This is a genomic window from Corynebacterium matruchotii (assembly GCF_011612265.2).
Lineage (GTDB): Bacteria > Actinomycetota > Actinomycetes > Mycobacteriales > Mycobacteriaceae > Corynebacterium > Corynebacterium matruchotii.
In genome coordinates, this window is the sequence record NZ_CP050134.2 from 2,233,468 (window position 1) to 2,252,875 (window position 19,408).

The window sequence follows — 19,408 nt, forward strand, 5'->3', positions numbered from 1 at the left end:
CTGCTATGCCTTTCTGCTTCCTGAATTAACGGTATCGAAAGTAAAATTAGCATAGTAACAATTGTGCAGCACGGCCTAGCACGCTTTTGGGGTGGGGGGAAACCCTGATGTCGGACTCATACTGTGGTATGAGTCTGAGTTTTTCCTGAGGTTACGATATAAAAAATAATGCTTTTCGACGCTCAGGGCAAACCCCTAGGGGCGTCGAAAAGCAATTGAATTACTGAGCCTCGGCTGGGACCGGTTTCGGATCAACCGTCATGAGTGCATCACCAGCAGTAATATTACTCGGCAATGGCAAACCTGCGGCAGGAATCACCGGGCCGGTGCGTTTCGAGTTCGACACCACAATCGGGGTGGTTACCTCATATCCTGCGGCCTTAATGGCATCGATGTCAAATTCGCCCAACAGGTCGCCGGCCTGCACCTCATCATCCTGTTGTGCAGCAGGTTTGAAGTGCTCACCCTTGAGATTCACGGTATCAAATCCGATGTGCATGAGGACATCGACGTTCTTGCCGTCGGCGCCTTTGCCACGGATGGCGAACGCGTGCCCGGATGGGAATGCCACCACAACTTTGCCACTGATCGGCGCGGTCAGTTTACCCACGGTTGGGACAATCGCCAGGCCGGCACCCAACTTGCCTTGGGCGAACATCGGGTCGGACACGGCTGACAGTTGCTTGACTTCACCAGTCAACGGGGCAATAACCGGGAGGGCGTTCTCCGCAGCAACCTCGGTGGTCACAACGGGTGCGGCGTCAGTGCTGGTATCGACGGCGGCACCCACATCATCGGGGTCGATGCTGCCGTTACGTTGTGCCAGGTAGCGACCATAGGCGAAGGCTGCGGCGAAAGAAACGATGAAGGTAATCACGGCGCAGATCATGAAGGGGCCCATGTCTTCAGCCTTGATGGACACAACGCCCAGGAAGCCAGCGGCACCCAGAGCAACGGCCTTCACGTTCAACAGGGCAATCAGGGCGCCACCAACAGCGGCGGAACCGATACCAATGAAGAAAGGCCAGCGCAACCGCAGGTTCACACCGAAGATAGCGGGCTCGGTAATGCCCAGTACAGCGGACACACCGGAGGCACCAGCCAGGCCCTTGAGCTTCTCGCCCTTGGCCAGGAAGAACACAGCCAATGTTGCGGCACCCTGGGCGATATTGGCCATGGATGCGGTAGCGAAGATGAACGAACCACCCTGTTGTTGCAGCTGCAATTCGATCGGCGGGAACGACTGGTGCAGACCAGTAATAACGATGGGCGAGTAGACCAAACCAAACAGGAAACCACCAATGGGACCGCCCGCCTCGTACACAGTTTGCAGCCCATGGCCCAGGGCGGTACCGAGGCTACGCATGATCGGGCCAATAACGATGAAGGTGAGGAAGCCCGTGATGAGCAGCGTGAGCATCGGGGTAATAAGGAAGTCCGCGGTACCCTTGAGCTTCTTGTGGAAGAACTTCTCAATGGTAGCCAACACCCAGGAGATCACAAGGATCGGCAGCACGGTGCCCTGGTAGCCGATCTTATCCACAAACAGGCCAAACAGGTTCCACTGCTCGATGGTTCCTTGAGCCTCGGCCTCGGCCATTTTGTAGAAGTTCACCAGGTCCGGGCTCAACATGGCCATGGCGATACCGGCACCCAGGAACTCGTTACCCCCGAATCGTTTGGTTGCGGTGAAGCCCACGAGGATCGGCAGGAAGGCGAATGGTGCTGAGGCCAGCAGGTTAATCAGACCGGCTAGGCCCTCCATCTGCGGATATTGTTCCACCAGGGATAATTCGCCAAACAGGTTTTTAGCGGTGAGCACATTATTCAGGGCCATGAGCAAACCGCCACCGACCAGGATGGGGATCAGTGGCACAAAAATATCCGCCAGCACCTTGATCGAGCGGGTAAAGACGTTGCCACTATTGGCAACCACTTCCTTGAGCTCCTCGGTACTGACGGCGATACTCTTGCTGGTAGCGTTGTCGAGTTCCTTAAACACCGTGTTGACGTCACCCGGACCAACGATAATTTGGAACATCCCACCAGTTTCAAAGGTGCCTTTCAGATCCGGGTCGTTGTCCAAAGCCTTTTGGTCAACCTTTTTTGAATCTTTGAGCACCATACGCAGGCGGGTTGCGCAGTGGGCTGCGGCGACGATATTGTCTTCGCCGCCGACCGCTTTAAGGACGCGGTCAGCAACCTCTTTATGTTGCATAAGAACTTCTCCCTATGTTTAGTTGATCGAAACTCCCCAAAAACCACACAAACTCACATTTTTGCGAAGCCCGATTATCTACCCCCTCTATTAAACAATCATTGCAACATAAAGACAATAGCTAATCACAGTTTCTTGCGATTGTGCTCCAAATCTCATTGACATTTGGGAAGGTAACAAAACTAGCAGCAATGGCTCCATCAGCAGCTGTAACCTCAACCGCACTACGATCCACAAAAACAGTCAACTCACCAGGCGGGCACGGAACTCGGCGTACGTCACCTGCTACATCAATCTCTAGCACCGGATCCGCCCCCGAAAGATAGTGAATAGTTGCCCCTATTGTCCCCTGTGACCCAGTAATCACTAATGTGGTTTCGTGTCCGTCCAGACGTTCCGAATGCCACAAAATTCCCGAATCCATGTGATTAATCTCACCATTCCGGACAGATTCGGGTACAATCAGGGTTTGCCGCAGCACATGATTATGTACTTCCACCCGCCGTGGCACGGTGAGCGAGTGCACCCATCCTTCCGCTGCTACCGACGGAGTATCATCCTGTCCCGGCAATCCCATCCAGCCAAGTAATAAACCTGAGGTTTCGCTGAATCCGGTGATCTGTGGCGCATAGAACTGTTGCCCGTGATCTAATTCACTAAATCCTCGAAGTACTGTGAACCGGGTGCCGTCCAACTTGCCAACGATATAGCCACATTGATCGCTGCTGGCATAGTGAGTAGCGGTATCGGTAGTCACAGGTTCCAGGCCCTGCGGACAGATAATCAGAATGTCCAGGTCTTCTCCGGTCACCGCATCGCGCAGAGTAATCAGGTTTGGACATTCCCACATGTAGCCGCCCGGCACTAGGTCCGGAGCCGTACCCGGAGCCGCATTAGTGGTATCGAACTCCAGTTCCCCCACGAAATTCCAGTTGTGCAGATCATCGCTGTGATAGAGCACCACCGTCCCGGTTTCGTCTTCCCGCTGGGCACCAATGACCATGCGCCACCCATCGTGGGAATCGTGGGGGTCACGGGTAATCATGGGGTCCCGATAGTGGGCGGTGTATCCAGCAGCGGGACCGTCGATAAGCGGGTTCGCCGCATCCCGCCGATACACGCCGCCCATCAGGTCATCAGGGTCGACCGCATTCACCCGGTTTTGAGTGGCCCGACGCGCAAAACCACCATCCGCAGTGGGTTCTTTCAGATTACCGGTATAGAACAGGTAGACCTGCTCGCCATCAACGACTGCGCCACCGGAGTAGCAGCCATCGAGGTCGTAGGCGACATCGGGGTAGAGCGCATCGGGATGATGCAACCACCGAAGAGTGTCAAGCTCGGCGGAGACATGCCCCCAGCCGGTGTGTTTCTTGCCAAAAGGAAACGCCGGATCATGTTGGTAGAAAACATGAAGCCGGCCGGTGCGTGGAGAGACGAACACACCATTCGGGTCATTAAGGCGCCCCTGAGGCGGTGTGATGTGATACCGCGGGCGGAAAAATGTTTCAGAACTCATACAGCCATGATAGATGCATCCCATATCACAGGTCATAGGTTCATGCTTGTCGACGTTTCCCCTGGTTGAGCGTCGACGAGCTCGGAGAATCCAACGCTACTGGCCCAGGTGGGCGCATTCTTCCAACTTGTCGTGGCCATAGCCCGCCATACGTATTGACCGATGCAGCTGCAATTCAAACCCAGCATTGCCTTTATCCATGATTTTCGCCGAGAGCTTCGAGGCCGGCTGCGGCGCATGATCGTCATCTAGCCAATAGACATACTCGTGCAGCTGTGGCCCGTCACCAAGCAGATAGCGGAAGTTTTTAAACACGAAAAACTGGGTTCGCCCTTTGTCTTCGCTGTCGATCCACTTCTTGGCTTTTTGGGGCGAGATGGGATTGTTGCCGGGCTTGTATGCGGCGGACAAGGGATAGGGCAACAGACCTTTGCGTAATTGTCGGTCCAGCCAGGTAATGTCCCCATCCGTGTAGCCGGCGGTTTTCAGCTTGCCGGCTACCAACTTCCATTTCGCCTGGTAGGCCGGATCGGTTTTGTCCTCCAGCTTGGGATTCATCGCCCGAAGCTCGGCAAATTCCGGTACCTCCTTGGTGACCTCGTCAAACACATAGCTTCGGTTGATGGAACTGTCTTGGCGGAAAAGTTTCATTTCGGGGTTCTGATCATCGACGCCGAAGCTGCACATCCCATTGGCGAACGTGAATGTGAACGGATTGGGGCCCTCGGCGTCCTCGGCACTGGCGACCGGTGGCACCAGTGACATTCCGACAACCACGGCGGCGATGAGTGCCACCAGTCGATTTTTCATGATTATCCTTTGGCAAAGTTATTGGACTTTACTAAATATCGAATCATAAACGCATTACTGGTGCTACCACCATTACCCCCGTGCCGCGGAACTCCAGCTTAGAACACCCGATACCCTTAGGTGGCGTCCTCCTAGCCGCCCCCGCACCAGATTTTTACCCCGTCATCTACCGGTATCACAAGTTCTGAGCTGGAGTTCTGACTTGAGGCCACCCTGCCAACACGCCCTGAATCGAGAAAGTACAGCTTGGCAAACCAGGGCACCGTCCCACGCCGACCATCATGCCCATGATTTGCCCAACATGCGGGCGGGTCACGCCCGCAACTAATGAGGCTTCAGATCTTCTGAGCTGGAGTTGGCCGCCACGCCGTATTCTGGGCGACTGCGCGAATCGCCCCTCCCCCACAACCCCAGCTTGGCACCCGATGCACCCGACTATTCGGGCAGCAGTGGGGTGGATAATGTCGGAACGAAAAACCCAATTACCGAATTAATGATCCGGTAAATCGTGCCTAGCGCCCCACCGGGCTTGCGATCCTGCGAAGGTTTGCTAAACATGCTGTCGCTGGCTGCCCGGGAACCGCTGGTCACGGTGGGTTCCGTGGGCAGACCAGATGCGGAAGTCGACTTGGCAGCTGATTGTGATGAAGTATCTGCGCCGGCACCGAACCCGCCGAGCTTCGCGCACTCCTCTAGAATGTCATGTTGATAGCCGGCGAAATCCCTGGCGCGTTTCACTAATTGCAGGTGCCCCTCACCGCTGGCTTTGTCGGTGATTTTTTCGGAAAGCTCGGGCAATGGTTTGTCCGCCGGTGACCAATATTGGAAGAGCTCGATCTTGCCATTCTCATCAATGTTGTAATACAACATCTTGGAGGCATAGTGTTGCATAATGCCCTTAGGTTCCATATCAGCTCGCCGCCTAGCCTCTTTCGGGGGTAATGGCTTACTGAGGTCAGTGTCATCCGCCAATGGGCTTATCATGCCACGCTTATGGAGTACCCGGTCAATCCACATGATGTCGTTATCCGTATAACCTGCGGCTTTGAGCTTGGCCACGGCTTTATCCCAGTTCACGCGGTATCCCGGGTCAGTGAGTTTATTTTCCAGGCGAGGATTGGCAGCCCACACTGGGGCGAATTCGGGTACTTCCTTGGCGATTTTATCTAGAACATAGCTTTGATTGATATAGCCTCTGTCTTGGGAATACGCCCGTGCTTCCGGGTTATTTAGGTCGATTCCAAAGGTACACACGCCATTATCAAGCTTCACCGTATACGGATTCGTGCCATCTGCTGCGAGAGCCGGAGCAGGCGCTAATGCCGTGATGGCGATAAGCGCCGCCATAAGCCTAGTTGTTGTGGTGTTCATGCCTCTCCTTCAATTCCCATACTTAGTATAAAGGCACGCCCCGAGCGTCGAAAAGCAAGCTAAAAGGCAGGAAGCAGGACTGGACTAACCTGTGAAATAATCGTATACGACTGCACAATGGGATCCTTGCGAAGCGACGGATTCGGCGCCGGTGGCTCCCCCTTGCCGCTGCATTCCATCAGCGCATCGTAACGGTAGCCAGCGAAGGTACGGGCCCGCTCGACGAGCTGCTGATAGCCGGCGTTGGCGGGACCGGTGATCTTCTGCGACAACTCGGGATAAGGGGCGTCACGACGCCAATAGTGCTGCGGCGCCAGCTCCCCATCAACCTCATCGGCCCCCAATTTCGATGGCGCATAATACATCCGAGCAGACCGCGACTGGGCCTTTACCGCAAACATCGCCTCCCGTGGGGTGATCGCATGAGCCACCTCCTCATCCAGATCGCGCACACCCCGCTTTAGCGTGATGGCATCCAGCCACATGATGTCGTTACCGGTGTATCCTGCACTTTTGAGCTTTGCGACAACCTTGCCCCACCGCTTCTGGTATGTCGGATCGGTGGCCAGTTTATTTTCCAACCGGGGATTATCCGCCACCAAGGGGCCAAAGTCGGGCACCTCCCGCGCCACCGCCTCCATGACATAGCTTCGATTTATAAGATCGCTGTCAGCCAGGTATTTTCTGGCCTCTGGGTTTGTCTCATCGAGGCTGAATATGCAGTGCCCATTCTTGTATCGCACCTGGTAGGGATTGGTACCACGGGCAGTCTGGGCCACGGCGGCCCCCGGGGATATAAGCACTCCCACAACCAAAATTAGTGTGGTGATAACAGCTGCGGGTTTCATGGCGTCCTCCTTGGGTTTCCCGCCGACATACCATTGGTCATACCAACCGTAACCCATGAACGGTAGCAACCTTAGGACCAAAACCCGCAGGTAGGCACCTTATCCTAAAAACACCAAAAGCCACCCCTAAAGGTGGCTACGCGCGGCAGTGCAACTGCCGCAGCGGGTTTTACTGCTCTTTCTTGAACGGGAAGCCCAGTTCGCGCAGCAGCGCCCGGCCTTCGTCATTGTTGGTGGCAGAGGTCACGACGGTGATGTCCATACCGCGGGGCCGATCGACCTTGTCCACGTCAATTTCATAGAACATGGTCTGCTCAGTCAGGCCGAAGGTGTAGTTACCGTGGCCATCGAATTGCTGGTCGGACAGGCCCCGGAAGTCACGAATACGGGGCAGGGCCACGGTCAGCAACCGGTCCAGGAATTCCCACATGCGGTCGCCGCGCAGGGTCACGCGGGCGCCGATGGGCATGCCTTCACGAAGCTTGAAGTTAGCAATGGACTTCTTGGCGCGCCGCAGTTCGGGCTTTTGGCCGGTAATCAGGGCCAGATCTTCCAAGGCACCATTGATGAGCTTGGAGTCGCGGGCAGCAGCACCGACACCCATGTTCACAACAACCTTGACGACACCAGGAATCTGCATGATGTTGTCGTAGTTGAATTCGTCATTGAGTTTGGTGCGGATTTCTTCACGGTACCGGGTCTTTAACCGGGGAGTGTAATTCTCGCTCATGCTTAGATGTCCTTCCCAGTACGACGGGAGACACGGACCTTCTTGCCGTTCTCATCAAACCGGTAGCCAACGCGGGTGGGGACGCCATCGGAGTCCAGCACCATCACATTGGACACGTGGATGGGGGCTTCTTGGGTGACAATGCCGCCGGAAGAAGCACCACGTTCCGGGGCGGAGTTAGCAACATGCTTCTTCACCCGGTTCACGCCTTCAACCAGCACTTTATCCTTCTGCGGAAAGGCCTGAATAACCTTGCCCTTGGCACCCTTGTCGGGGCCGGAAATAACCAAAACCATATCGCCCTTATGCACCTTCATAAGTTAGATCACCTCCGGGGCAAGCGAAACGATCTTCATGAACTTCTTGTCACGCAGTTCACGGGCAACCGGGCCGAAGATGCGGGTACCGCGCGGCTCGTTATCGTTCTTAATAATCACGGCAGCATTCTCATCGAACCGAATGTAGGAACCATCGGGACGACGGGTTTCCTTCTTGGCGCGGACAACAACAGCCTTCACAACTTCACCGGCTTTGACGTTGCCGCCGGGAGTTGCTTCCTTGACAGTAGCGACGATCACGTCGCCAATGCCAGCAAAGCGTCGGGTAGAACCGCCCAACACGCGAATGCACAGGATCTCCCGAGCACCGGTGTTATCGGCGATCTTCAGACGCGATTCCTGCTGAATCACTTTGGTCTCCTGACCTCAATTTTATGTGTGACAGATTTCTGGACTGCCACACGCGGTCTATGTACATGCCGCCCCCATTACACGAAGATGCAGCATGGGAACAACCCCGCTATTCAACCACATTGGGGGTAAAATTCGCAAATATTCCCGACGCGGACTCGCGGCTCCTGGGCTCACACCACGGGCGGGCACATCGACTGAAGCTGGAGTTCTAGCTTTACGACGCCTCGGCACCCCCTTCTGAATCGGGAAAGTCCAGCTTGGGTTTTGCGACGAAGCTATACTTCATCGTCGTAAACAAGTTTCACGTGCATGCCTCGTAGCGATTCCAGGTCAACTACCGGATCCATTGCTGCGAATTTGCGCAGATCCGATTGCCCAAGCGCAACGATAGGATCATCTAAATCAGGATTATCGAAATCCTGATCATTCACCCACAACGCCAAAAACGGCCTTTTGAGTTCCAGGTCAAGCCACGCACCGGACTCCACTAAATCATCCAAAAGCACATAAACAGCATAATCAGGTGGGCCGCACCCTGGCCGACCCCATATTGCAGGCGGACGGGCTTCGTCAGCGACCCGTTGAAATATATCTTTCGCCATGATCACACCACCCTCAAGTACAGTCGCAAAGATGCTGAGCTAGAGTTTACTCCCCTCGCCAAACTCCAGCTCAGCACATGTCCAGCCAGATGGGACACTGGGGCCACCTGGGCCGTGCAGTGTGGGTAACCCGCATCAACGGCACCGCTAGCGTGTACTCTTTAATCTACAAGCTGCACACCGGCACGGCGTCACCGCGGCCACCTGCCATTGGCACAGTCAAGAATGCACACGACCACCAGCCACGCGATTCAACGGTGGAACGAACCATCTGCCATTGCTCTTTCGACAATTGCGGCGTGCGGGAGAGCACGAAACCAGCCGACCGATTCGGTGAACCAACAATCGCCAGCGAGTAGTCATCAGCCAGATACGTCACCCGGTAGTTCGTTGCGCCATCTTCTTTTTGGAACGGCACACCTGGGAAATTCACCCGCAGCGAAGCCTTCGACCGCACGGTTGCCGAGCCATCAATAAAGGACTGCTGGCCTAACGAGGTACCACACGAATTACGCACCGAAATGGTTGTATCGTTCACCAACTTGTACTCAGCGGTGGTGTTATTCGCGCACTGAAGCGTATATGGCTGCGGAACGGCTGCAACCTGGTACCACTTGCCCACATACTTTGTAAGGTCCACCGATCCGTCAATCTCCGGCAGCTCAGATCCCGTAATGCCAGGTGGGATCAACTGCGAAGAACCACCGCTGGAGCGACCGCCGTTGAAAATATCATCTGCCTGTGCCACCGGTGTGAGTGCCCCAACGGACACCACCACTGCGGCAATAAGAGAAACTAATTTTCGCATAACACACAACCTCGATTCACAATATAAACAAAAACTAACTCAAGCTTATTGCGATATTCAGGCAAGCACAATGCCTTTGATAATCTCCACGACTTACCTGTTCCTGTATGATTTTGTTCATTATGCGGATTGGAGTGATACCACCAGGCAGACCACGCCGATGACCGCGAACACGCACTGTTTCATGGCCGCCCCACGATGTTTCGGGGACTTGAACGCCAGCGCAGCAGCAGCCACAACCATGGAACCAGCCCCGGCCAGCATCAGGGCGGGATTGCGCATTGCCACCCCAATGCCGGCAATGATTGCCAGCAAGAGGTTATACACACCTTGGTTGTAGGCGAAGAATCGAGTTATAGCCAGCTCTTCGACCGAGGCCTCACCAAACACTTTTCGAGCGGCGGGCTTCTCCCACGCGAATACCTCTAGGTAAAAGATGTATACGTGCAGCAGGGCTGCAAGGGAGATAAACATGAGTGCGATTATCATCAGCATACGAGCATCATACTGACGCTATCGCACTACCCCACTAAACCTACTGTTTTTGCGGGGATTTTGGTTTTTGGCGGCTAGCCTCGGCAATGACCTTGGCTACCTCCTCGCTACTCATCGGTGCGAAACCGGGGCAGGCCTCCACCCCGACGTTCACCTGGAGGGTGCCCTTGTCGGACCAGGAGATTTGTTCACCGGAGTGGGTATGCCCGTGGATAAGGGTTTGCCCGAGATCATGCAGGCGGAATTGCATGGTTTTTTCCGGCTCGTAGTCGCCAGAATAGGGGAAATGGTGCAGCATTACTAATGAGCCGTTAAGCGAGTACCGCGCCACGGTTTGGACGCTGTCGAATACTCGATTGAAGTTGCGTAAGGAGCGTAAATTATTTCGCTTCATGGGATGAGCCTGGTCATGGTTGCCTAATAGTGCTTCCATCCACATGTCGGTGTTTTTACGGGAAAGAAGATCGTCGCGGAATTGGGCAATAAATCGCAGGGCTTTTTCCTCCGCCGGAGGTTTGCCGCAATAAAGGTCGCCAAGCATCCATAGGCGAATTCGCTCATTAGATGGCAGCTTATCCATCCATTGTTCATAAAGATAACGGTCGTGTTTATAAGGGTCATCGAAGCCCCGTAACCGGGAAACTAGTCGATGACCAAAGTGTGGATCGGAGATAAAGTAATCTTTCATGGCGACCATTCTATCCCTGGTTACGAAAAAATAATACTCAGCTATAACTGTATCGATTCCGTTGATATAGCCACATAAGGGATCTGTGCGAGAAATGAGTAGCCCGCCATCATTATTGGTGGCGGTGTCATTTCACGCCGCAACCCCCACAGTAAACCTGCGCTAGTCTAGTGGTTCATCATCCCAGCGGTCTCGGCGGTCACGATCTCGATCCCACCGATCCCAATCACGATCTCGACGATCACGGTACCGATCCCGACGCGGATCGTTGCGTTGCACGTAGAGCCAAGCATTGATGGCGGTCATGCCCACGAGCAGGATTGCCCCACCCACGAAGAATCCAATATAAGGAATGGATCCGGCTGCCGAAATGGCGGTGGGGATGGCTTCGTCCGCGTTTTTGTCGAAAAGTCCACCGTTGTTAGGCACGGTGGTGGGCTGGGCGGTGAAGCCGGTGGCTTTGACTTTATTGTGTGCAGCAGTTTCCGTCGTGTTTTTCGCTGTTCCGCTACGGTTTTGCGACGCACCCCGGTTGCCGGCGTTCGAACCCGCGTTCGGTTCCGTGTTGCTGTTGGTTCGGCCGGTTCCGCTGGCAAGGTGGGCGCTATCGCGGCTGGGAGTGGCGCTGGGCTTATTGGCGGCCTCGCTCGTGGCCGCCGGTTTTGCAGTAACTTCAAAGTTGGGACTGTAGCTGGTGTAGTCGTCTGTGGAGGTGAAGTGAAGGCGGTGGGTACCGGTGGGGAAATCGCATGGGATTTCGATTGTTCCCGACGCTGAGCCGGTATCGTCGATGGGCTGCTTGTCAGCCTCTTGGTCGTCGTCAAGCGCAATGTTGAGGGTTTGACCTTTGGGGAAGCCGTGCGCTTCGAAATCAAGCGTGCTGCATTGTTCCACGGACGTGCTGGAAATCCAGGACGACGTGTTGGGCGTGTCTGGTTTAGGGTTGGCGGCGGGCGTGGCCAAGGCCGTCGGTGTGGTGGATATAGCCCAGAACAGGGCTATAGCGCCAACGGCTGCGACGTTATGCGTGCGGGAGGTCATGCTTTTCCTTGGGGGTTCGGTCAGCTGCGTCGAGGACGTCGGAACGCATAGATCATGCTGGCCGTAAGGAGTGGGATGAGCATGGATGCGCCGATCATCCACCAGTCGGTGGCACTCATGACCCCGGCCTGTGCCGCGACTACCTTGTCGTTGTTGTCGCCCTCAACAGCAGCGTTCTTGATTTCGCCGAGTTTCATGTCGACCCAGCCGACGAGTTGGTCTTTTTCGTCCACTGCGGCGACGGTGTATTCGCCGTCGGGCAGGTCTTTGGTATCGAGTTTGACGGAGCCGGTGGAGTCGAGTTGCGCCCAGGCGACGCCGACTGGTTTCTGGGTGGTGTCAGCAGAGTAGATGTATAGGTAGGCCCAGTCACCGGATTTCAGCCGCGGAATTTTCATGGTGAGGGTCTCGTTTTTGAGAGTCCCAGTCACACCATGGGCGTTCTTTTGGGTGAGTTGGTCGCGGGTTTTCACCGGTGGTTTGGGGGTATGTTTCGGCTGCGGCTTCGAGCTTGCCGACGCGGAGTTGCTGGTGGTTGCCTTGGCGGAGCCGGCTCCGGCAGCACCGGCCGCGCGAGCCCCGGCGGCGGCACGCCCATTGGTATTGGGATTGATGACGCGGGCCCCGGTGGCTGGGCTGGTGCCATTAGTGCCAGTGGTGGTTCGGGTAGCCCCGGTTCCGTTGGTGGAACGGGTGGCGCCACCAGTTATCGTGCCGGAGGTCCGGGTGCCGCCCACACTGGTTCCCCGACCGGTGCCGCCGAGCAGGCTACTGAGGCTTCCTAGGCCACTCAAAGCATTGGTTGACGTGCCTTTTTGGGTGGTTTTCGTACCTGCTGCGGCGCCGCCTGCGGTCGACTTACCTCCCGAGGCACCCCCGGTAGGTGCTTTCCCTGCCGTGCCGTTGCCGCTGGTACCGGTGCCGGTTTTATTGCCGCCGGCGTTTCTAGCCTGCCCGCCAGCCCGTGGGGTGGTGGGTGCGGTGGTCTTTGTCGAATTATTCGACCCACCGGGAAGTCCGGGAATGTTACTGCCGCCAGATGAGCTGAGGGCAGCTAGTGCCGCGGCACCCAGGAGGTTTTCGAATGCTTTGTCAAAATTCTTGATTTCCTTCAAGAGGTAGTTGATGTCTTTAATGGTGTCGGTGGAGCTGGAATCATCCTTGGGGGGTTGAGTTGATGCGGTTGTTGACTGTGAGGTTCCCGAATTATTTGGGGGTGTCGAAGTTTTAGACGAGGCCGTCCCTGAGGTGGAGGGGGTGGTGGAGGGGGGCGTTTGTGCAGTACTGGACGTGGATGGCTGCGTGCTGGGCGCGGCAGACGGCGTGGTGGACGCGGTCGCCTTGCCCGAGTCGGTGGGTTCTGCCGATCCGCCCGGAGCTTGCGGAGCCATCACAGCATTAGCGACAGCAGAACCCGTGGCCGAGGCCTCAGCCTTTGCGGATTCGGCGGCTTCCTTGGCGGTGGATTCGATTTCGGCGGCTTTCGCTGCGGCTTCGGCAGCCATAGCCCGTGGCACTGCTCGCGCGGGTGCCGCTTGTTTTTCTACGTATTCTGTGCCACCAATGACCAGGGATTCGGTGGTCTTTTTGCGGCTAAAGTCATTAGTTGCGGCATTCGTTTCGAACTCAAGTTTGAGACCTTGGCCTGGGGTAAGGTTGGGAAGGTCATAGTCCCGCTCAAAAGTACCGTCTTCCTTGGCCTCGATCTTCCAATAAATTTCCGGGTCGGCGGCCTTGCCATCGGCGGGCGATTGTTGGCTTGCGGGGTTTTCCTGTTTGAAGATGTTTTCAGCACCAGTCTGGGCGTCGTAGCCCTTGAGCCTGACCAGAATGGTTGAGCCTTTATTATCCTTATTCTTCCAGTTTTCACCCTTCAAATGCACTTTACCGTTGGCGGGGTCAGTAATCTTCTTAGTGATGGTCACCTTGGCCTTGTCGGTGGTGCCTTCGCCATCCACCTCAAGTTCGAAAGTTTCTTCGGGAGCCTTGACTGTATCATTGAACGCCTGCACTCCCTGTGTAACCTTATCAACAACATCTTGGGTGGCTTTGGTTGCATCGGTGGGTACCGAGTTTGCCAGGTCGGGCAATGCCTGCGTTGTCGCAGAGGGCGCGGCAGCCGTATCGGAGGGCTTCGTTTCATTACCCCCGTTTGCCGGTGGCGGAGCGGCGGGGATTCCCGGCATCGCAGGTGCCTGCGGCAGGTTCCCGGCCAGTCCTTGAACAAAATTGTTAGCATCTTTGACAGGGTCCTGTGCAAATGCGGTTACCGGGGAAACACTCGAAGTCAGTAGTGAAGCAGTAATAACTGCAGCAGTCCGACGTGACCGACGCGATGGGTAATGAGACTTTGATGAGGAGACCATGATGCAATCCTAAATATTGTGGGGATATCATTATACTAGAAGTCCGACGATTTGGTCGACAATTGTATTCATCAGAAGCACACCACCGGCCGATGTCCATAACGAACCGTCCACCGGAATGATGTGATCCTCTTGGTAGGCACGCAGCCCGGTAAAACCCGGCACTTTGGCGGCTTCTCCGACCACTTTCTTAGCTCTTTCAACGTCAACTGTACCAGCGCCTCCCCCACTTCCCACTTCGTCGTCTCCCCCCAAGGTGCCCAGAAAAATATAGTCAGCGTCGATATTGGCAAGGTTTTCTCTAGGTACGGGTTCGGAGTGGCCTTCACCATCCCGATCCTGGTTTGGGGGTCGATCCAGCCCTAAATCGGTGAGGGCGCGACCTGCGGGAAGTTCCTTCAGTATTAAGGAAGCATTATCGCCTTGCCATCGAACAATGCTGAAGGTTTTATTGCGATATTTTTCCAGTTTCCGCTGAGCGGACTTGACCTTTCCGTTGTAGTCGGACACGAGATCATCGGCTTCGCCCGTCATATTGAGGGCATCCGCGGTGATCCGAAGGTTATCCCGCCAATCACCTCCGGCGTAACCGGTGTATGCGAGGGGTGCGATGGCCGTCAGCGATTCGATTACTTGTTGGTCGGTGCCAATGCTGGTGCCATCGATAAGAATGAGATCCGGTTTGGCTTCTTTTAAAGCCCCATAGCTGGGTTGCGCCACATTGCCAAGTATGGGAACACCATGTCCTTTATCTTCTAGATAGCTAGGAATGGTGGATTGCCCACGACCTGCCGTACCACCGATCAGTGTCGCCCCCAGCGCGAGGGCGTTATCTAAGGTGGGTTCGGACATGGCGGCGACCCGTTCCGGCCCGGCGGGCACCACAATATTGTCGCCAAAAGCGTTTTTTATGATTCGGGTACCGCTTTGGCGTTTTTTGCACGACGATAGCACCAGCCCCGCCGCGGTGAGGCCGGCGAGGCTGAGAAAGGCACGGCGGCCGAGCTGTTTGTTATACATGTTTTTCCCTACACTATGACTAGTGCTTTTCGACGCCTAACGCAGCGTCGAAAAGCGCACTCTTGTACATGTTTTTTATACAACAACTCGGCCGCAGCCTGCTACGCTTTGGGCACCACAATGGGACGACCGGTTTCGGGATCATCGACCAGTCGACAGTCAAGCGCGTATACCTCTTTCAGTAGCGATTCTGTCACTACCTCCGTCACCTGGCCTTCCGCCACGATCGTGCCCTGTTTCATCACCACGAGATTCGTGGCGTAGCGGAACGCCAACGTGAGCTCGTGCAGCACCGCAACCACCGTCACCCCTTGTTGCTGCAGGTCACGGGCAAGGTTGAGCACCTCCACCTGATGGGTGATGTCCAGGTATGTGGTGGGTTCATCCAGCAGCACCACCGGCGTGTCCTGCGCCAACACCATGGCCAGCCACACCCGCTGCCGCTGCCCACCGGACAGCTCATCAATGCGTTTGTCACGCAGCCCAGACACCCGGGCTTTCGCCATGGCACGTTCTACCGCCACCTCATCCTCGTGCGTCCACCGGCCCAGAATCCCCTGGTGGGGGTAGCGACCCCGGGAAATCAGGTCGTAGACCACAATGCCGTCCGGGGCGGTGGGACTTTGGGGAAGCAACCCCATGATGCGAGCTATTTCCTTCGTACCCATAGAGTGAATGTCTTCCCCCTGGAGCAGCACCGTCCCCTGGGCCGGCAGCACCCGGGCCAGCGACCGGAGCAGCGTGGATTTGCCGCACGCATTGGGCCCCACAATGACCGTGAATTCACCGGTGGGAATGGAAACGTTGAGGTCGGTAATAATGTTGGCGCCACCATAGCCAACAGAGAGATTACGTGCCTGAAGGGCCGGAGTTGTTGTCGCAGTGGTCATAGTATCCTTATTTCTCATTTCCGCCATTGTCGGCCCAACAACCACACGAGGTAAACGCCACCAAGCAGGCCGGTGACCACCCCGACAGGTAATTGTGTGGGCGCGAAAATCCGTTGGGCGATAATATCGCTCACGGCCACCAGGGCTGCGCCCATGAGCGCCGCATTTCCCATCCCAATCCCGGGGGCCCGGCTGATGCGCCGCGCAAGCTGCGGTGCCGCCAACGCCACGAACGCAATTGGGCCAGCCACCGCCACGCTGATCGCGGTCAGGGCCACACCGACGACCATGAGCTCCCGGCGCCGCCGCTCTACATCCACGCCCAAACCGATCGCCAGGTCATCGCCGGTAATCATGACCGATAGCGGTCGAGCCAGCAGCAGAGCCGCCGGTACCAGCACCAGGATTGCGGACAGGGCAAACCCTACTTCGCCCCAGGTGGTGGCGTTGAACGAGCCTGCCAACCATTGGGCGGCGGTTTGGGCGGCGTTGATTGATGCTTTCACCATGAGCAGCGCGTTCACTGCTGACAGGATTGATGCCATGCCGATGCCTACCAGCACCAGGCGGGCCGCCGACAGTTTCCCGTTGCTCAAGGTGAGCGCGTACACGGCCAGGGCGGACCCGGCGCCGCCTAATAATGCGCCCACTGCCGTGGCGATGGGGGAACCGTCGAGGACGATAATTGTCACCACCGCACCTGTGGCGGACCCGGTAGTGAACCCGATGATGTCCGGACTACCCAGCGTATTCCCAGATAATTGCTGGAAGATGCAGCCGGACACCCCCAGGGCAGCGCCGACTGCGATGGTGGCCATGACTCGTGGTAGTCGCTGGCTTTGGACGAAGAATTGGCCCAAATAATCATCGCTGAAACCGAACAGGTTTGCGATGGTTTCCCAGGCGGTCATGGGATAGTCGCCCAGCGATAACGCGCCAATCATAGCCACGAAAACAATTGCGACCAATATGGCCCCGAGGAGGACGGTGTTGCGTTCCAGGCGGATACCAGCAATGGTGCGAAATCGGGATGTGTTCGTGGTGGCCTGCAGCCCGGTATCCGATGTGGTGGCCACTGCGAAGTTGGTCATGAGAAGGTCTCCAGGTTTTTACGGCGCACAATGGCTATGAAGATTGGGCCGCCCACCAGGGCGGACATGATGCCGGTCTGTACCTCCGCGGGCATAACGATGACGCGGGCGGCAACGTCGGCAAGCAGCAGAAACGCGGGCGCGGCAATCATGCAGGTCGGTATGACTAGCCGCTGATCGGTGCCGCAGATTGCGCGCGCCAGGTAGGGCACGGCAAGTCCGACGAACATGATGGGGCCCACCGCGGCGGTTGCGGCGCCGGCGAGTAGTGTCACCCCAATGATGACCAGGGTGCGGGTGCGGGTTACTTGCACACCCAGGGCTTTACCGGTGTCGTCGCCGAGGGCGAGCGCGTTTAATGCTGGTGCCGTGATGAGCGCCAGGATCAGGCCGATCACGATGAATGGGGCGACTGTGGCGAACACGTCCCAACCGCGTCCTTCGACCGAGCCGGAAGCCCAATATCGGAATTCGTTAAAGGCTTCCTGGTTGCTCAACAGCACGGTTTGCACCATGGCAGAAATTGCCATGGAGATCGCCACACCGGCCAGGGTGAGTTTCGCGGGGGTCACGTTCACCCGGCCCGCGCCGCCTAGCAGGTATACGCCGATGGCCGCTAGTGTGGCCCCCACCAGGGCAAACCACACGTAGGCGGTGATGCCGTGTATGCCGAGGAACGCGACTGCGGTAACCACGGCGAGTGATGCCCCCGCGTTGATGCCCAGGATTCCGGGGTCGGCAAGCGGGTTGCGGGTGAGCGCTTGCATGAGGGCCCCGGCAACGCCGAGGGCTGCGCCAACAATGATGACCACCCAGGTTCGGGGTACTCGCTGTTCGGCAACGACCACATAGGTTTCGTGGTCGCCCAGCCCCTGCATGGCCAGGAATACGTCGCTGGCGGAGATCGCTTTCGACCCATACAGTATTGATGCCAGGCATGCTGCGCCTAATATTACGAGGATCCCTATGAATCCTACTATCCGATTGCTTCGACTCATGAACGGTAGTTTCCGGTCTCGAAGACGTCAAAGGGGTTATCGTCCTGGCGCGATTGCTCCTGCTGGTTGCGCTGGTTGGCTGCATTGACTGCGGCCGCGGCGGTGGCTGCTGCGGTAGCGGCGGCGTTGCGTTGGAGGTAGAGCCACGCGTTGATGGCGGTCATGCCAACAAGCAGGATTGCGCCCCCGACAAAGAACCCAATGTATGGTACCGAGTTCGCGGTTGGGGTGATTTCTTCATCTTGTGCAGCCTTGTCGAAGAGGCCGCCGTTGGATGGCCCGTCGCTGTTGGTGGATTTTTTCTTCGACTTTTTATTGGAGAAACCGCTGGCCTTGGCCTTATTACCGGTTGCGTTTTTGGCTGATCCGGCGGCTTTGGTGCCGGATGCTTTCGTGGAGCCGCCGCTGCCGCCGTTTTTGCTTGACGACGAGTTTTTGCCACCAGAGCCGGATCCACCGCTGCTTCCGCCACTACTGCCACTACCGCCACCTGAGGAGCCACGGCTGGAACCATTACTGGTGCTACCGGAACTGGTGCCACCACCAGAACCGCCACCGGAGGATGCGCTGCCACCACCGCCGGCGCGGGCAGCCCCACCCGAAGCACCGCCACCTCCACCACCGGAGGAGGTAGATTCGTCCTCGTCATCATCGTCGTCATCATCACTGCTGGCAGAATTACCTCGACTACCGCTAGCAGTGTTCCCCCGACTTGTGGTACCGCCACCCGAGGCGGAATTATTACCATGAGCCCCACCAGCCGAAGTGGTACCAGAGGTACTATCCCCACTATTAGAGTCAGAGGCGCCACTGTCCGAGTTATTCGAATCCCCTGATTCTCCTCCCCCACCAGATTTTGCGGTAACCTCAAATTCGGGGCTGCGGTTAGTGTATCCTTCATTCCGTGGTCCGCCAGTGGCTAGGAAACGTAACGTATGCATACCGGTAGGAAAATCGCAAGAGATTTCGACGCTGCCAGAGGCTCGACCATCATTCCCAATTGCTTGTTCATCAACCACACCCTGGCCTTGAACACTTTTATCACCGCCAGAAACATTACCGTCATCAATCTTCACGTTCACGGTTTCACCTGCGGGAAAGCCGCTCACCTCGTAGCTCACAGAGCCGCACTGTTCTACGGAATCGGGTGAGACACTGGAAGATGTACCAGGGGTGTTGACTGTAGCCGCACCTCCGGGGGGTAATGCAGATGCAGAAGGC

19 protein-coding genes are annotated in these 19,408 nt (G+C 56.6%); all 19 read right to left on the reverse strand.

The window, feature by feature from the left end; all coding sequences use genetic code 11:
• Positions 1–220: 220 nt before the first annotated feature.
• Positions 221–2,218, reverse strand: coding sequence for a sucrose-specific PTS transporter subunit IIBC (locus tag HBA49_RS09940; protein ID WP_005524250.1), 1,998 nt, complete (start codon positions 2,216–2,218; stop codon positions 221–223).
• Between the two features lie 121 nt (positions 2,219–2,339).
• Positions 2,340–3,737 carry a glycoside hydrolase family 32 protein gene (locus HBA49_RS09945; RefSeq protein WP_050773665.1) on the reverse strand — a complete coding sequence of 466 codons (1,398 nt, stop codon included), beginning with the start codon at positions 3,735–3,737 and terminating at the stop codon, positions 2,340–2,342.
• A gap of 96 nt (positions 3,738–3,833) precedes the next feature.
• Positions 3,834–4,547 carry a hypothetical protein gene (locus HBA49_RS09950; RefSeq protein WP_050773664.1) on the reverse strand — a complete coding sequence of 238 codons (714 nt, stop codon included), beginning with the start codon at positions 4,545–4,547 and terminating at the stop codon, positions 3,834–3,836.
• Positions 4,548–4,982: 435 nt separating this feature from the next.
• On the reverse strand, positions 4,983–5,918 hold the full coding sequence (locus tag HBA49_RS09955; protein ID WP_005524164.1) for a hypothetical protein: 936 nt from the start codon (positions 5,916–5,918) through the stop codon (positions 4,983–4,985).
• A 59-nt stretch (positions 5,919–5,977) separates the two neighbouring features.
• Positions 5,978–6,766 (reverse strand): hypothetical protein, encoded by a 789-nt coding sequence (locus HBA49_RS09960; RefSeq protein ID WP_244248366.1) that lies wholly within the window; start codon positions 6,764–6,766, stop codon positions 5,978–5,980.
• Positions 6,767–6,935: 169 nt separating this feature from the next.
• Positions 6,936–7,496, reverse strand: a complete 561-nt coding sequence (rplE, locus tag HBA49_RS09965) for a 50S ribosomal protein L5 (RefSeq protein WP_005519738.1) — start codon at positions 7,494–7,496, stop codon at positions 6,936–6,938.
• 2 nt (positions 7,497–7,498) lie between these two features.
• Positions 7,499–7,813 (reverse strand): 50S ribosomal protein L24, encoded by a 315-nt coding sequence (rplX, locus tag HBA49_RS09970; RefSeq protein WP_005519737.1) that lies wholly within the window; start codon positions 7,811–7,813, stop codon positions 7,499–7,501.
• A 3-nt stretch (positions 7,814–7,816) separates the two neighbouring features.
• Positions 7,817–8,185 (reverse strand): 50S ribosomal protein L14, encoded by a 369-nt coding sequence (gene rplN / locus HBA49_RS09975; RefSeq protein WP_005519735.1) that lies wholly within the window; start codon positions 8,183–8,185, stop codon positions 7,817–7,819.
• 278 nt (positions 8,186–8,463) lie between these two features.
• Entirely contained in the window at positions 8,464–8,790 is a 327-nt protein-coding gene (locus HBA49_RS09980) for a hypothetical protein (protein WP_040431329.1), read from the reverse strand.
• Between the two features lie 166 nt (positions 8,791–8,956).
• Positions 8,957–9,598 carry a lipocalin family protein gene (locus tag HBA49_RS09985; protein ID WP_005524471.1) on the reverse strand — a complete coding sequence of 214 codons (642 nt, stop codon included), beginning with the start codon at positions 9,596–9,598 and terminating at the stop codon, positions 8,957–8,959.
• 120 nt (positions 9,599–9,718) lie between these two features.
• Complete coding sequence (locus tag HBA49_RS09990) at positions 9,719–10,072, reverse strand: DUF1304 domain-containing protein (protein ID WP_225866057.1); 354 nt, start codon at positions 10,070–10,072, stop codon at positions 9,719–9,721.
• Positions 10,073–10,133: 61 nt separating this feature from the next.
• Positions 10,134–10,781, reverse strand: coding sequence for a metallophosphoesterase (locus HBA49_RS09995; protein WP_005524731.1), 648 nt, complete (start codon positions 10,779–10,781; stop codon positions 10,134–10,136).
• 162 nt (positions 10,782–10,943) lie between these two features.
• Entirely contained in the window at positions 10,944–11,822 is an 879-nt protein-coding gene (locus HBA49_RS10000) for a hypothetical protein (protein WP_005524179.1), read from the reverse strand.
• Positions 11,823–11,842: 20 nt separating this feature from the next.
• Complete coding sequence (locus HBA49_RS10005; RefSeq protein WP_005523899.1) at positions 11,843–14,008, reverse strand: hypothetical protein; 2,166 nt, start codon at positions 14,006–14,008, stop codon at positions 11,843–11,845.
• Between the two features lie 210 nt (positions 14,009–14,218).
• Entirely contained in the window at positions 14,219–15,208 is a 990-nt protein-coding gene (locus tag HBA49_RS10010) for an ABC transporter substrate-binding protein (RefSeq protein WP_005524424.1), read from the reverse strand.
• Between the two features lie 101 nt (positions 15,209–15,309).
• Positions 15,310–16,098, reverse strand: coding sequence for an ABC transporter ATP-binding protein (locus HBA49_RS10015; protein WP_005524036.1), 789 nt, complete (start codon positions 16,096–16,098; stop codon positions 15,310–15,312).
• A gap of 14 nt (positions 16,099–16,112) precedes the next feature.
• The gene (locus HBA49_RS10020; RefSeq protein WP_005524020.1) at positions 16,113–17,189 is read right to left on the reverse strand and encodes a FecCD family ABC transporter permease; all 1,077 of its coding nucleotides are present in this window, start codon (positions 17,187–17,189) and stop codon (positions 16,113–16,115) included.
• Positions 17,186–18,187: a FecCD family ABC transporter permease gene (locus HBA49_RS10025; RefSeq protein ID WP_005524141.1), complete on the reverse strand. Its 1,002-nt coding sequence runs from the start codon at positions 18,185–18,187 to the stop codon at positions 17,186–17,188. Before HBA49_RS10025 ends, HBA49_RS10020 begins: the two co-directional genes overlap by 4 nt.
• Positions 18,184–19,308: a hypothetical protein gene (locus HBA49_RS10030; protein WP_112767105.1), complete on the reverse strand. Its 1,125-nt coding sequence runs from the start codon at positions 19,306–19,308 to the stop codon at positions 18,184–18,186. The genes HBA49_RS10025 and HBA49_RS10030 overlap by 4 nt, the downstream gene beginning before the upstream one ends.
• Positions 19,309–19,408 lie beyond the last annotated feature (100 nt).